The sequence below is a fragment of the Pseudomonas sp. A-R-19 genome, from assembly GCF_019956575.1.
Classification (GTDB): Bacteria; Pseudomonadota; Gammaproteobacteria; order Pseudomonadales; family Pseudomonadaceae; genus Aquipseudomonas.
The window spans coordinates 1-14,057 of sequence record NZ_JAHBDR010000051.1 but is presented as its reverse complement, the minus strand read 5'-3'; the positions used below and the strand labels follow the sequence as shown (position 1 = coordinate 14,057).

Annotated in this window: 11 protein-coding genes; 5 read left to right on the top strand and 6 right to left on the bottom strand. The window is 59.9% G+C overall.

What is annotated here, in order from left to right; all coding sequences use genetic code 11:
- Positions 1-94: 94 nt before the first annotated feature.
- On the bottom strand, positions 95-991 hold the full coding sequence (xerD, locus tag KGA88_RS13560; RefSeq protein ID WP_223591644.1) for a site-specific tyrosine recombinase XerD: 897 nt from the start codon (positions 989-991) through the stop codon (positions 95-97).
- Between the two features lie 107 nt (positions 992-1,098).
- On the opposite strand from xerD, the gene KGA88_RS13555 reads away from it, so the two are divergent.
- Complete coding sequence (locus tag KGA88_RS13555) at positions 1,099-2,910, top strand: cation:proton antiporter (RefSeq protein ID WP_223591642.1); 1,812 nt, start codon at positions 1,099-1,101, stop codon at positions 2,908-2,910.
- A gap of 261 nt (positions 2,911-3,171) precedes the next feature.
- Here the strand turns inward: KGA88_RS13555 and rplS are convergent, their stop codons facing one another.
- The 5 genes from rplS to ffh form a co-directional block, all read right to left on the bottom strand.
- Positions 3,172-3,522, bottom strand: coding sequence for a 50S ribosomal protein L19 (gene rplS, locus KGA88_RS13550; RefSeq protein ID WP_003175895.1), 351 nt, complete (start codon positions 3,520-3,522; stop codon positions 3,172-3,174).
- Between the two features lie 45 nt (positions 3,523-3,567).
- The gene (gene trmD, locus KGA88_RS13545; protein ID WP_007897583.1) at positions 3,568-4,320 is read right to left on the bottom strand and encodes a tRNA (guanosine(37)-N1)-methyltransferase TrmD; all 753 of its coding nucleotides are present in this window, start codon (positions 4,318-4,320) and stop codon (positions 3,568-3,570) included.
- Positions 4,321-4,322: 2 nt separating this feature from the next.
- Positions 4,323-4,859 carry a ribosome maturation factor RimM gene (gene rimM, locus KGA88_RS13540; protein ID WP_110661249.1) on the bottom strand — a complete coding sequence of 179 codons (537 nt, stop codon included), beginning with the start codon at positions 4,857-4,859 and terminating at the stop codon, positions 4,323-4,325.
- Positions 4,860-4,864: 5 nt separating this feature from the next.
- Positions 4,865-5,116 carry a 30S ribosomal protein S16 gene (gene rpsP / locus KGA88_RS13535; protein WP_007972721.1) on the bottom strand — a complete coding sequence of 84 codons (252 nt, stop codon included), beginning with the start codon at positions 5,114-5,116 and terminating at the stop codon, positions 4,865-4,867.
- A 250-nt stretch (positions 5,117-5,366) separates the two neighbouring features.
- Positions 5,367-6,743 carry a signal recognition particle protein gene (ffh, locus tag KGA88_RS13530; protein WP_056726162.1) on the bottom strand — a complete coding sequence of 459 codons (1,377 nt, stop codon included), beginning with the start codon at positions 6,741-6,743 and terminating at the stop codon, positions 5,367-5,369.
- Positions 6,744-6,953: 210 nt separating this feature from the next.
- On the opposite strand from ffh, the gene KGA88_RS13525 reads away from it, so the two are divergent.
- From KGA88_RS13525 to KGA88_RS13510, 4 genes are all read left to right on the top strand, one after another.
- The gene (locus tag KGA88_RS13525) at positions 6,954-7,766 is read left to right on the top strand and encodes an inner membrane protein YpjD (protein WP_110661248.1); all 813 of its coding nucleotides are present in this window, start codon (positions 6,954-6,956) and stop codon (positions 7,764-7,766) included.
- Between the two features lie 12 nt (positions 7,767-7,778).
- Positions 7,779-9,011, top strand: coding sequence for a transporter associated domain-containing protein (locus KGA88_RS13520; RefSeq protein ID WP_110661247.1), 1,233 nt, complete (start codon positions 7,779-7,781; stop codon positions 9,009-9,011).
- 386 nt (positions 9,012-9,397) lie between these two features.
- A complete protein-coding gene (locus KGA88_RS13515) occupies positions 9,398-10,714 on the top strand; it encodes an MFS transporter (RefSeq protein ID WP_110663013.1) in 1,317 nt (438 codons plus the stop codon).
- A 240-nt stretch (positions 10,715-10,954) separates the two neighbouring features.
- Positions 10,955-13,801: a valine--tRNA ligase gene (locus tag KGA88_RS13510; RefSeq protein ID WP_223591633.1), complete on the top strand. Its 2,847-nt coding sequence runs from the start codon at positions 10,955-10,957 to the stop codon at positions 13,799-13,801.
- Positions 13,802-14,057 lie beyond the last annotated feature (256 nt).

Genomic DNA, 14,057 nt, shown 5'->3' with positions numbered 1-14,057 from the left:
TGAATGAACTGGGTAAAGGGTTTTAGGGCTGCTTCGCACCCCAACGGGGGCAAGCCCCCTCGCCACAGGTCTGTATTCCATTGCAAGGGCTGCGTTAGCCTCTGGGATGGTGCTTGGCATGCAGATCCTGCAAGCGTGCCCGGGCAACGTGAGTGTAGATCTGGGTCGTCGACAAGTCGCTGTGCCCCAGCAGCATCTGCACCACCCGCAAGTCTGCGCCGTGGTTGAGCAGATGCGTGGCAAAGGCATGGCGCAGGGTGTGCGGCGACAGCGACTTGCCGATCCCGGCGACCTTGGCCTGATGCTTGATGCGGTGCCAGAAAGTCTGGCGGGTCATCTGCTCGCCACGCTGGCTCGGGAACAGCACATCGCTGGGACGCCCGCCAAGCAGTTCGCCGCGGGCATCACGCATGTAGCGTTCGACCCAGACAATTGCCTCCTCGCCCATCGGCACCAGCCGCTCCTTGCTGCCTTTACCCATCACGCGCAACACGCCCTGACGCAAATTGACTTGTTCCAGGGTGAGGCTGATCAACTCGGTCACCCGCAGGCCACAGGCATACAGCACTTCAAGCATGGCCCGGTCACGCTGACCGATGGCTTCGCTCAAGTCGGGCGCCTTCAGCAAGGCTTCCACATCCGCCTCGGACAAGGACTTTGGCAGTGGCCTGCCGAGTTGCGGCATATCAACGCGCAATGTCGGATCGACCGAGATCACCTTTTCCCGCAACAGATAGCGATAGAAGCCACGCACACCCGAGAGAAATCGCGCCGTGGAGCGTGGCTTGTAGTTCTGCTCCAGGCGCCAGGCCAGGTGGTCGAGTATCAACTCGCGACCGGCATTGACCAGTTCCAGCCCCTTGTCCTGCAGCCAGCCGTTGAACAGCGCCAGGTCACTGCGATAGGCATCGCGGGTGTTATCGGAAAGGCCTTTCTCCAGCCACAGGGCATCGAGGAATTGGTCTATCAGCGGGTTATCGATGGCAGGCATGGGTACTCGAATCATGCAGCCTGGAGGCCGCGCACGAAATTAAAATTGGACATGGAAACGGCCGCTAGTCTTTCATAGGCCGCCATTTCAAGGAACAGGGAGCAGCAATGAGCGAGCAGCAGATTTTATTGGCATTTGGCGGGATAGGCGCGGCGGCGCTGCTTTGCCAATGGCTGGCCTGGCGGTTGAAATTGCCGGCGATTCTTTTTCTGCTGTTGACCGGCATCCTGGCCGGCCCCGTGCTGCACTTGCTCGACCCGCAGGAGATGTTCGGACCACTGTTGATGCCGCTGGTATCACTGGCAGTGGCGCTGATCCTGTTCGAAGGCAGCCTGACCCTGCATCTGTCCGAATGGCGCGAAATCGGCAGCGTCGTCCATCGCCTGGTCACCATAGGCGCCCTCTCCACCTGGGTGGTCATTGCTGTCGCCACTCACTGGCTGCTGGATTTCGACTGGATGCTGGCCATCCTGTTCGGCAGCCTGACCCTGGTGACCGGGCCGACCGTGATCGTGCCGATGCTGCGCGTCGTGCGCCCGAAAGCGTCGATTGCCAACATCCTGCGCTGGGAAGGCATTGCCATCGACCCCATCGGTGCCCTGCTGGCGGTGGTCGTCTATAGCTTCATTATCGCCAGCTCCAAAGGTAACGGCCTCGAGGAAAGCCTGCTGACCTTCGGTGGCGTGATTCTGTGCGGCAGCCTGTTCGGTGTTTCTGGCGGCTGGTTGCTCGGTACACTGATTCGCCGCCAGTGGTTGCCGGAATACCTGCACAACCTGGCAGCGCTCGCGGCAGTCCTGGGTATTTTCATTGGCTCCAACGAAGTCACCAACGAATCCGGGTTGCTGGCCGTGACCTTGATGGGCATGTGGCTGGCCAACATGAAAGGCGTCGACGTGCGGCACATCCTGCACTTCAAGGAGAACCTCAGCGTGCTGCTGATCTCCGGCCTGTTCATTCTGCTGGCGGCACGGCTGGACTTGAATGCCATGATCGGCCTCGGGCCACTGGTGCTGATTTTGCTGCTGGTCATTCAGTTCATCGCCCGTCCTTTGAATGTGCTGCTAAGCACGGCAGGCTCCAGCCTGGGTTGGCGTGAGCGAGCGCTGCTGGCGTGGATTGCGCCAAGGGGTATCGTGGCAGCGGCGGTGTCGGCAATCTTCGCCATTCGCCTGCATGAGGCCGGCCATCAGGGGGCATTGCTGCTGGTGCCGCTCACCTTTGCGGTGATCATCGGCACGGTGGTGTTGCAAAGCGCGACGGCACGACCGCTGGCTCGCTTGCTGAAGGTGGCGGAACCGGCACCGAGTGGTTTCCTGATCATCGGTGCCAACGGACCTGCGCGCACCCTGGGCAAGGCACTGCAACAACTAGGCAGTCGCGTACTGCTGACGGATTCGAGCTGGGAAAACATTCGCGCAGCGCGGATGGAAGGCTTGCCGACTTATTTTGGCAATCCGGCGTCACAACATGCCGATGCGCATCTGGACCTGGTAGGCCTTGGGCACTTGCTGGCGCTGTCGCCTTCTGGCGAGATGAACACCCTGGCGCTGATGCGCTTTCGTCATGAACTGGGCCATCAGCGCATGTTCGGCCTGGCCAGCGGCCAGGAAAGCCGCCGCACCGACAAACACCGCACCAGCCTTGAACATCGCGGCAATCAATTGGGCAGCGAAGCGCTGACCTACGCCAAGCTCGCCAGCCAGTTGAGCCAGGGCTCGGAGCTATACAGCACGACATTGACGGATGGCTTCGGCTGGGACGATTACCGCGCGCTGCATGGTGAGCGGGCGACTTTGCTGTTCGTGCGCGACGACAGCGGCTGGGTGCATGTGGTGACGCCGGAGAGCACGTTGAAGCCTTCGGCGGGGTGGACCCTGTTGGCGCTGATTCAGCCGGAGACTGTTGGGGCCGGCTAAACCCCATCGCGAGCAAGCTCGCTTCCACAATGACCTTTAGTGCTCACAAATATTGCGCCCACTGAAGATCCACTGTGGGAGCGAGCCCGCTCGCGAAAAACGTATGGATAACGCGGTCATCCAGAAAGGGCGCGTTATCGTTGACGTCCTTCGCGAGCAGGCTCGCTCCTACAGGGTTTCGCGCAGACCCTGGCCATCATCAAATCGCAGGCAACAAAAAAGCAGCCCGTAGGCTGCTTTTTTCTGCATCGGAAGCTGGACTTAAGCCAGTTTTTCCTTGATGCGAGCTGCTTTACCCGACAGGTCACGCAGGTAGTACAGCTTGGCTTTACGTACGTCACCGCGACGCTTGACAGCCATGCTGTCGATTTGCGGGGAGTAGGTCTGGAAAGTACGCTCTACGCCAACACCGTTGGAGATCTTACGAACGGTGAATGCACTGTTTACGCCGCGGTTACGCTTGGCGATAACAACACCTTCGAACGCTTGCAGACGCGAACGGTCGCCTTCCTTCACTTTCACCTGAACGACAATGGTGTCGCCCGGGGCAAAGGTAGGGATCTCTTTGGTCATCTGCTCTGCTTCGAGTGCAAGGATGATTTTGTTAGTCATGCTGTGCTCCTAAGGTAAATCGTCTGATCTACCATCGATACGTTGTTAACTATCGTCCCGCTCGCGGATGTATTCCTCGAGCAGCTTCTTCTCTTCTCCAGAAAGCGAGCGGCTTTCCAGAAGATCGGCGCGTCGTTCAAAGGTCCGACCAAGGGACTGCTGTAAACGCCAACGCCGGATGTGCGCGTGATTGCCACTTAGCAATACGTCGGGAACACGCTGATCCGCATACACCTCCGGTCGGGTGTAGTGCGGGCAATCCAGCAAACCATCCGTAAAGGAATCTTCCTCGGCGGAGTCCGCATGCCCTAAAGCTCCAGGCAGCAGTCGTGTAACCGCATCGATCAGGACCATCGCCGGCAGCTCGCCGCCAGACAGTACATAGTCGCCAATCGACCACTCTTCATCGACATGAGCATCAATAAAACGCTCGTCAATGCCTTCATAGCGGCCGGCAATCAGGATCAATGCATCCAGATTCGCCAACTCGCGTACCGCCGACTGAGTCAGTTGACGGCCTTGGGGCGACAGGTAAATTACCTTCGCCGCCTCCCCGGCTGCTGCCTTGGCCTGAACCAGAGCATCTTCCAGGGGCTTGATCTTCATCACCATGCCCGGACCACCGCCAAACGGGCGATCGTCCACAGTGTGATGTCGATCCGTCGTGTAGTCTCGCGGATTCCAACAGGTGAGCTGCAAGAGCCCCTGTTTCACCGCACGACTGGTGATGCCGTACTCGCTGATGGCGGAGAACATCTCGGGAAACAGACTGATCACTTCTACGCGCAAGTTAGCCACGCTTAGAAATCCGCGTCCCAATCCACCTTCATCTCGCCCGCGGCCAGGTCGACGGCCAACACGCATTGCTCGGTATAGGGCAACAGGCGTTCGCGATCATCCAGGCTGCCAGCGCAAGGCTTGACCACCATTACATCATTCGAGCCAGTCTCCAGCAGGTGATCGATTTTCCCGAACAGTTGTCCGAGGGTGTCGATGACCTTGAGACCTTCCAGCTGGTACCAGTAGTACTCGCCGTCGGTCAGTTCAGGAAACAGGTTACGCGGCACGCAGATCTCATAACCGGCCAGAAGACGAGCTTCTTCGCGATCATCGAGACCCTTGAGCTTTGCGACCAGGAACTTGTCGTTCCCGCGCCCGCTGACCAGCTCTACCTGCTTAACATTGCCTTCACGCTTGAGCGTCCAGGTTTTGTATTCCAGCAGGTTCTTAATCGGATCAGTAAAGGAGTACACCTTCACTTCGCCGCGAACGCCGTGAACTGAGTAAATCTTGCCGATAACGATCAAATCATCAGCAATGGCTGGCGTCGCGTTCATATTGCTCAGGCCGCAGCCTTAGCAGATTCCTTCAACAACTGAGCAACGCGCTCAGAAGGTTGTGCACCAACGCTCAGCCAGTAGGCTACGCGCTCTTGGTTCACGGACAGACGAACTTCCTGACCACGAGCAACAGGGTTGAAGTAGCCAACCTGTTCCTTGTGCGAACCGTCGCGCGGGTTGCGGCTGTCGGTTACGGTCAAGTGGTAAAACGGGCGCTTTTTGGAGCCGCCAAGGGCAAGACGGATTGTTAGCATGTGAACATCGTTCCTGTAGTCGGTGCTGCAAATCTAAAGGCACAGCGGGCATGGGTGCCCGAAAGGCCGCATATTCTAAGGAATATCCGGACTTTTGCAAATGACTTTTTCCGGCGGTCTATCGGCCGCCTTGCAGATTTGCTATAGAGCCGTCGTTGAAAACGGCCGATCAGCTCCCGCCAAGTGCGGGTTTGCTGTGTATCCCACGTCCGTGTGGGTTAGCGCCGGTGCGACGACCGGCGCGAATTCTTTACATCTTTGGCATGCCGCCGCCGGGTAGCATTCCACCCATGCCGCGCATCATCTTGGCCATCCCGCCTTTCGCGGAGAACTTCTTCATCATCTTCTGCATCTGCTTGTGCTGCTTGATCAAGCGACCGATGTCCTGCACCTGGGTGCCGGAACCCATGGCAATCCGACGTTTGCGCGAACCGCTGATCATCTCGGGGTCGCGGCGCTCGGCCGGGGTCATGGAGTTGATGATGGCTTCCATCTGCTTGAATTGCTTTTCTGCCGCACCCTGGGCGTTGCCCATCTGCGCCAGATTCACGCCACCCATGTTCGGCAGCTTGTCCATGAGTCCGCCGAGGCCGCCCATGTTCTTCATTTGTTGCAGCTGATCACGGAAGTCTTCGAGGTCGAAGCCCTTGCCCTTCTTCAGCTTCTTGGCCAGCTTGTCGGCCTTGTCCTTGTCGAGGGTCGCTTCCGCCTGCTCGATCAGGCTGAGTACGTCGCCCATGCCGAGGATGCGCGAGGCGATACGCTCAGGGTGGAACGGATCGAGCGCTTCGCTCTTCTCGCCCATACCGATGAACTTGATCGGCTTGCCGGTGATGGCACGCACCGACAGGGCGGCACCGCCACGGGCGTCGCCGTCGACCTTGGTCAGGATCACACCGGTCAGCGGCAATGCATCGCCGAAGGCCTTGGCCGTGTTGGCGGCGTCCTGGCCGGTCATGGCGTCGACCACGAACAGGGTTTCGACCGGGTTGATCGCGGCATGCAGCGCCTTGATCTCGCCCATCATCTCTTCATCGATGTGCAGGCGACCGGCGGTATCGACGATGACCACGTCGATGAATTTGAGTTTCGCTTCCTTAATAGCCGCTTGCGCGATCTCGACCGGCTTCTGGCTCAGGTCGGACGGGAAGAAGGTAACGCCGACTTCACCGGCGAGCATTTCCAGCTGCTTGATCGCCGCGGGACGATAAACGTCGGCGGACACAACCATGACCGATTTCTTCTTGCGCTCTTTAAGGAAGCGCGCGAGCTTGCCGGCGGTGGTGGTTTTACCAGCGCCCTGCAAACCGGCCATCAGGATGACCGCTGGCGGCACTGCGCTCAGGTTCAAATCTTCGTTGGCCGCGCCCATCAGGCTTTCGAGCTCGGCCTGGACGATCTTCACGAAGGCCTGGCCCGGCGTCAGGCTGCGCGATACCTCGGTACCGACGGCACGTTCCTTGACCGAGTTGACGAAATCCTTGACCACCGGCAGGGCGACGTCGGCTTCGAGCAACGCCATGCGCACTTCGCGCAGGGTGTCTTTGATGTTGTCTTCAGTCAGCTTGGCCTTGCCGGTGACATGGCGCAGCGTCTGCGAGAGACGGTCGGTTAAGTTTTCAAACATTGCGCGATCCTTTCAGGCCCTGTGTAGACCGGGATAATGGCGGCCCGGACCGGACTAAACGTGTGCTCGGCGAGCCTGCGGCGTGGGCAGGTCGCGGATTATAGCGAAGACTGTGGCCGGCGGACACCTCGCCGTCAGGTTGCGCGGTCTTTCGTGTGGCGGGGGTTCTATGCCAAACTCAGCGACTTTCGGGCTTGCCTAACAGGATTTATGCTCCCCTTGTCACCCAGTTTGCTTACTACCCTCGCCGCCGCCTGCTTGTATGCCGCTGCGACCATTTATCAGGGCACTCGCCTGGCTTCCGGTGCCAAGGCCAACAAACGCCTGCTGGTCATGCTTGGCGTGCTCGCCGTAGTGACCCACAGCGCCAGCCTGCTCAGCCATCTGCTGACCCCGATCGGCCTGGGCCTGGATTTCTTCAATGCCGCCAGCCTGATTGCCGTGGCGGTCATTGCATTGACCCTGCTGGCCTGCTCGCGGATTCCGGTGGAGAACCTGCTGGTCCTGCTGTTCCCGCTTGGCGCCCTGACTGTGCTGCTGGCGCATTTCACGCCGGCCGGTACGGTGCAGGTCATCGATGAGGAGCCGGGCATCCTCGCCCACATCCTGCTCTCGATTCTGGCCTACGGCATGTTCACCATCGCGGTGTTCCAGGCTTTGCTGCTACTGGTTCAAGACCACCAGCTCAAGCACAAGCACCCCTCCGGCCTGATCAAGAACTTCCCGCCGCTGCAAACCATGGAAAGCCTGCTGTTCGGTTTCCTCTGGGCCGGCTGGACGCTGTTGTCGCTGTCACTGATTTCCGGCTGGCTGTTCGTCGAAAACCTGTTCGCCCAGCATCTGGTGCACAAAACCCTGCTGGCCTGCCTGGCCTGGCTCGTTTTCAGCGTGCTGCTGTGGGGGCGCAATCGCCTCGGCTGGCGCGGGCACAAAGCCATTCGCTGGACCCTGGCCGGCTTTTGCCTGCTGATGCTGGCGTATTTCGGCAGCAAACTGGTTCGTGAATACATCCTGCATATCTGACGGGCGGCATTAATGGACGACTTGCCCATAGGGCCGATGCTCGCGGTAGTGACCCTGTTGATTTTATGGTCGGGGCTGTTTACCGCCATCGAAGCGGCGCACCAACATTTATTGGCCCAGCGCACCGCGACGCGCTCCAGTGACAAACCGGTGGCGAAACTCAGCTTCCCCCTGGCCAGCCTGATTTTTTGCAACACCCTCTGCCGTGCACTCGCGGTGGTCATCAGCACCTTGCTGGCCATTTTCACCTGGGCCGAGAATGGCCCGTGGGTCGCTTGCCTTGGGGCGGGCGCGATTCTGCTGGTGTTTTCTGATTATTTGCCACGGGCGCTGGCCACCCGCTATCCGGATGCGATCCTGGCCCAGGGCAACAATCTGTTGCGCATACCACTGAAATTCATCTATCCCGCGGCATGGCTGCTCAACAGCATCAGTCAATTGCTGACGCGACCGTTCGCCCGTAAAGCCAAAGTGGTGCAACGAAGTGAGGACGAAACACCGCCGGAGCGGCAGGACACGCCGGAAACCGTAAGTCGCCCTCACCCGCTGCCAGGCATCCACGCGCTGGACAACATCACGGTCAATGACATCCTGGTGCCGCGCAGCGACGTGGACGGCATCAACCTCGATGACCCCATCGACGAAATCATCGAACAATTGCGCCACAACAAGCGCACGCGCCTGCCGGTATTCCACAGTGATATCAACCAGGTCGAAGCCGTCCTCAACACCCGGCACATCCTGCACTTGCTGCCCGATGCGAGCCTGACCAGGGAAGCGTTGCTGGCAGCCAGTCACGAGCCGTACTTCGTGCCGGAAAGCACTCCGCTGCAGCTGCAATTGCTCAACTTCCACAAGCAGCAGCGACGCCTGGGCATGGTGGTCGATGAATACGGCGAAGTGCTGGGCATCGTCACCCTGGAAGACATTCTCGAAGAAATCGTCGGCGAGTTCGAAAGCCAGCACAGCCAGGACAACCCGCACATTCATCCGCAAGCCGACGGGCGCCTGGTGATCGACGGTGCCGCATCCATCCGCGAACTGAACAAGAGCCTCGGCTGGCACCTGCCCAGCGATGGCCCGAAAACCCTGAACGGTTTGGTCACCGAGGCCCTGGAAACCATTCCCGAAAGCGCGGTGTGCCTGAAGATTGGCCGGTATCGCCTGGAAATTCTCGAGACCGAAGACAACCGTGTCACGCGGGTGCTGATCTGGCAGACCAGTTCGATGCCTGTCGCTATCTAACGCCTGACACAATCCCCTGTGGCGAGGGGGCTTGCCCCCGTTCGGCTGCGAAGCAGTCGTAAATCAACCGGCACACCGGCTTGGGGGCTGACTTATTCTGGCACTGCTTCGCAGCGCAACGGGGGCAAGCCCCCTCGCCACAATGTCCTCGCCATACCCCTTGTTCGATCGTTAGCCACCTTCCTATAATCGAATCGCTTACCCAAGCCTCGCCGGCCCCGTGCTTACCCCGCACCTAGCAGCTTCCGGCCCGACCATCGACAAGAACTGCAAAAAACCGACGCCTGTTCCTACCTGAAACAGCGACCGCGCCCTCACCCACATCCCTGGGTTCTCGACCATAATAATTCGCTCCACTGGAGCACAAAACTGTCAGGGATCACTGCATGACGACCAGCACGACTTACAACGACTCCGCACCTGCGCAACCGACGAACTCCGCCACCCGCGTGGCTACCGCGAGTTTCATTGGTACCGCCATCGAGTTCTACGATTTCTATGTCTATGCCACTGCCGCCGCGCTGGTGATCGGCCCGGTGTTCTTTCCACAGACGTCCGGCACCGCCCAGATGCTTTCGGCGTTTCTCACGTTCGGTATCGCCTTCCTCGCCCGCCCGCTGGGTTCGGCGTTGTTCGGCCACTTCGGCGACCGTATCGGCCGTAAATCGACGTTGGTCGCCTCCCTGCTGCTGATGGGCGTGTGCACCACGCTGATCGGCGTGCTCCCGGGTTACGACAGCATTGGCGCCTGGGCACCGATCCTGTTGTGCGTCCTGCGCTTCGGCCAGGGACTGGGGCTGGGTGGTGAATGGGGTGGCGCAGCGCTGCTGGCCACGGAGAACGCGCCCAAAGGCAAGCGCGCGTGGTTCGGCATGTTCCCGCAACTCGGCCCATCCATCGGTTTTCTCGCGGCCAACGGCCTGTTCCTGACACTGGCCGTGGTGCTGGACGATGAACAGTTCCGCTCATGGGGCTGGCGTATTCCGTTCCTGCTTAGCGCCGCGCTGGTGATGGTTGGCCTGTATGTACGCCTCAAGCTGCATGAGACCCCGGTGTTTGCCAACGCTATCGCGCGCCAGGAACGAGTGAAGATCCCGCTGTTCGAGCTGTTCGGCCAATACTGGATGCCGGTATTGCTGGGCGCCGGCGCGATGGTGGTGTGCTACGCGCTGTTTTACATCTCCACCGTGTTTTCCCTGAGTTATGGCGTTGCAACGCTCGGCTACAGCCGTGAAACCTTCCTTGGCCTGCTGTGCTTCGCCGTGCTGTTCATGGCGGCCGCCACCCCGCTGTCAGCCTGGGCCAGCGACCGTTACGGGCGCAAACCGGTGCTGATCATCGGCGGCGTGCTGGCGATCCTGTCCGGTTTCCTCATGGAGCCGCTGCTGACCCAGGGCTCGACCTGGGGCGTGGCACTGTTCCTGTGCATCGAGCTGTTTCTGATGGGCGTGACATTTGCGCCGATGGGTGCGCTGCTGCCGGAGCTGTTCCCCACCCACGTGCGCTACACCGGCGCCTCTGCCGCCTACAACCTGGGCGGGATTGTCGGGGCCTCGGCTGCACCATTCTTCGCCCAGAAACTGGTGGCGATGGGTGGTTTGAGTTACGTCGGCGGCTATGTGTCCGGGGCGGCGGTGCTGAGTTTGATTGCGGTGCTGTGCCTGAAGGAAACACGTCATAACGATTTGAATCGCATCGACTGATAGACCGCCATCGCGGGCAAGCCACGCTCCCACAGGGTTAGTGTCGTACTACCTTTTTGTGATCGACACCGACACTGTGGGAGCGTGGCTTGCCCGCGATGGCGTCATTGCAGACAAAACACCCCCTGAAAAACCACAACTTTTCCCCCGCCCATTGTCACCTCGCTCTACGCGCATCGGCTCATCCCCGCTATACTTCCCGGCTTTTCCTGAATAAATGCCAATAGGGTCCCGCCGCGCATGGATAAGACCTACCAGCCGCACGCCATTGAAACTTCCTGGTACAACACCTGGGAGTCAGAGAATTACTTCGCCCCGCAAGGCGCGGGCGAGTCCTACACCATCATGATCCCGCCGCCGAACGTCACCGGCAGCCTGCACATGGGTCACGGCTTCAACAACGCGATCATGGACGCCCTGATCCGCTTCCGCCGCATGCAGGGTCGCAACACCCTGTGGCAGCCGGGTACCGACCACGCCGGTATCGCTACGCAGATGCTGGTGGAGCGTCAGCTCGAAGCCAAAGGCCAGAACCGTCACGATCTGGGTCGCGAGAAATTCCTCGAGAAAGTCTGGGAGTGGAAGGATGAGTCCGGTGGCAACATCAGCCGTCAGATCCGCCGCCTCGGCTCGTCCGTAGATTGGAGCCGCGAGCGCTTCACCATGGACGACGGCCTCTCGGAAGCCGTTAAAGAAGCTTTCGTACGCCTGCACGAAGACGGCCTGATCTATCGCGGCAAGCGCCTGGTCAACTGGGACACCAAGCTGCACACGGCGATTTCCGACCTCGAAGTGGAGAACCACGACGAGAAAGGTTTCCTGTGGAACCTGAAATACCCGCTGGCCGACGGCGCCAAGACCGCTGAAGGCAACGATTTCCTGATCGTCGCGACCACTCGCCCGGAAACCATGCTCGGCGACTCCGCCGTCGCGGTTAACCCGAACGATGAACGCTACAAAGCCCTGATCGGCAAATTTGTCGAGCTGCCACTGGTTGGCCGCCGCATCCCGATCATCGCCGACGATTACTGCGACCCTGAATTCGGCACCGGCTGCGTGAAAATCACCCCGGCCCACGACTTCAACGACTACGAAGTCGGCAAGCGTCACAACCTGCCGCTGCTGAACATCTTCGACAAGAACGCCGCCGTTCTGCCGGCCTGCCAGGTGTTCAACCTCGACGGCACGCTGAACGAATCCATCGACGGCAAGATCCCGGCCGAATACGCCGGTCTCGACCGCTTCGAAGCACGCAAGCAGATCGTGGCCGCGTTCGACGCTGCCGGCCTGCTGGTCAGCGTTGACGACCACGCCCTGAAAGTGCCGAAAGGCGATCGCTCCGGCACCGTCATCGAGCCATGGCTGACCGACCAGTGGTACGTATCCACCAAGCCTTTGGCCGAACCTGCGATTGCCGCCGTTGAAGACGGTCGCATCCAGTTTGTGCCGAAACAATACGAAAACATGTACTTCTCGTGGATGCGTGACATACAGGACTGGTGCATCAGTCGTCAGCTGTGGTGGGGCCACCGGATTCCGGCCTGGTACGACGAGTCGGGCAAGGTCTACGTCGGTCGCGACGAAGCCGAAGTACGCGCCAAGCACAACCTCGGCCCGGACGTTGCATTGCAACAGGACAATGACGTTCTCGACACCTGGTTCAGCTCGGGCCTGTGGACGTTCTCCACCCTCGGCTGGCCGGAAAAAACCGAGTTCCTGAAGAAATTCCACTCCACCGACGTGCTGGTGACTGGCTTCGACATCATTTTCTTCTGGGTTGCCCGGATGATCATGCTCACCATGCATTTGGTGAAAAACGAAGACGGCACGCCACAGGTTCCGTTCAAGACTGTGTACGTTCACGGCCTGGTGCGTGACGGCCTGGGCCAGAAAATGTCCAAGTCCAAGGGCAACGTCCTGGACCCGCTGGACATCATCGACGGCATCGAACTCGAAGCCCTGGTGCAGAAACGTACCTCCGGCATGATGCAGCCGAAACTGGCGAAGAAGATCGAGAAGCAGACCCGCGACGAGTTCGCCGAAGGCATCGCCAGCTACGGCACCGATGCCCTGCGCTTCACCTTCTGCTCGCTGGCGTCCACCGGTCGTGACATCAAGTTCGACATGGGCCGCGTCGAAGGCTATCGCAACTTCTGCAACAAGATCTGGAACGCCGCCCGCTACGTGCTGGACAAGGGCGAAGACTGTGGCCAGAACGGCGAAGCCTATGAACTGTCCCTGGCCGATCGCTGGATCATTTCGCAGCTGCAACGCACCGAAGCCGAAGTGACCCGCCAGCTCGACCAGTTCCGTTTCGACCTGGCTGCGCAAGCCTTGTACGAGTTCATCTGGAACCAGTATTGCGACTGGTACCTGGAACTGTCCAAGCCTGTGTTGTGGGACGAGAACGCTCCGGTCGAACGCCAGCGCGGCACCCGCCGCACTCTGGTTCGTGTATTGGAAGTCGCCCTGCGCCTGGCGCATCCGTTCATGCCGTTCATCACCGAAGAAATCTGGCAGCGCATCGCGCCGCTGGCCGGTATCGAAGGCAAGACGATCATGCTGCAACCTTGGCCAGTGGCCAACGAAACCCGCATCGATCCGGCGGCCGAAGACGACATCGAATGGCTCAAGGGCCTGATGCTCGGCACCCGGAACATTCGTGGCGAAATGAACATCGGCCCGGGCAAACCGCTGCCATTGTTCCTGAAGAACGTCAGCGTCGAGGATCAGCGTCGCCTGACCGAGAACGAAGCCCTGCTGAAGAAACTGGCGCGCCTTGAATCGATCACCGTATTGGCTGCCGGCGAAGAAGCACCGCTGTCCGCCACCGCACTGGTCGGCGAGATGGAAGTACTGGTGCCGATGGCCGGCTTGATCGACAAAGGTGCGGAACTGGCGCGTCTGGACAAGGAAATCCAGCGTCTGCAAGGTGAAGTGCAACGTGTCGGCGGCAAGCTGTCCAACGCCGGTTTCGTTGACAAGGCGCCTGCCGAAGTCATCGAGAAAGAACGCGCCAAGCTGGCCGAGGCCGAACAGGCCCTGGGCAAGCTGGCCGAGCAGCATGCGCGGATTGCCAGCCTGTAACGGCAAATCGCAATGAAGAAGGGAGGCCCAAGTGGCCTCCCTTTTTTTGCCTGTCACCTTCTTATATCCAATGAAGATCCCCCTGTGGGAGCGGGCTTGCTCGCGAAGAGGCCATAACATTCGATATAGATATTGACTGAAAGTCCGCTTTCGCGAGCAAGCCCGCTCCCACATTTGATTAGTGTGGCTCTCAGATGTGGGACAATGCCCACCACTTTCAGCCATGCCCGAATCGACCACACCCATGACCGCCCCC

What these genes read in the sequence shown, in the direction of transcription:
- xerD (WP_223591644.1), bottom strand. Translation starts at nt 991, where the DNA reads ATGCCTGCCATCGATAACCCGCTGATAGACCAATTCCTCGATGCCCTG.
- KGA88_RS13555 (WP_223591642.1), top strand. Translation starts at nt 1,099, where the DNA reads ATGAGCGAGCAGCAGATTTTATTGGCATTTGGCGGGATAGGCGCGGCG.
- rplS (WP_003175895.1), bottom strand. Translation starts at nt 3,522, where the DNA reads ATGACTAACAAAATCATCCTTGCACTCGAAGCAGAGCAGATGACCAAA.
- rimM (WP_110661249.1), bottom strand. Translation starts at nt 4,859, where the DNA reads ATGAACGCGACGCCAGCCATTGCTGATGATTTGATCGTTATCGGCAAG.
- rpsP (WP_007972721.1), bottom strand. Translation starts at nt 5,116, where the DNA reads ATGCTAACAATCCGTCTTGCCCTTGGCGGCTCCAAAAAGCGCCCGTTT.
- ffh (WP_056726162.1), bottom strand. Translation starts at nt 6,743, where the DNA reads ATGTTTGAAAACTTAACCGACCGTCTCTCGCAGACGCTGCGCCATGTC.
- KGA88_RS13525 (WP_110661248.1), top strand. Translation starts at nt 6,954, where the DNA reads ATGCTCCCCTTGTCACCCAGTTTGCTTACTACCCTCGCCGCCGCCTGC.
- KGA88_RS13520 (WP_110661247.1), top strand. Translation starts at nt 7,779, where the DNA reads ATGGACGACTTGCCCATAGGGCCGATGCTCGCGGTAGTGACCCTGTTG.
- KGA88_RS13515 (WP_110663013.1), top strand. Translation starts at nt 9,398, where the DNA reads ATGACGACCAGCACGACTTACAACGACTCCGCACCTGCGCAACCGACG.
- KGA88_RS13510 (WP_223591633.1), top strand. Translation starts at nt 10,955, where the DNA reads ATGGATAAGACCTACCAGCCGCACGCCATTGAAACTTCCTGGTACAAC.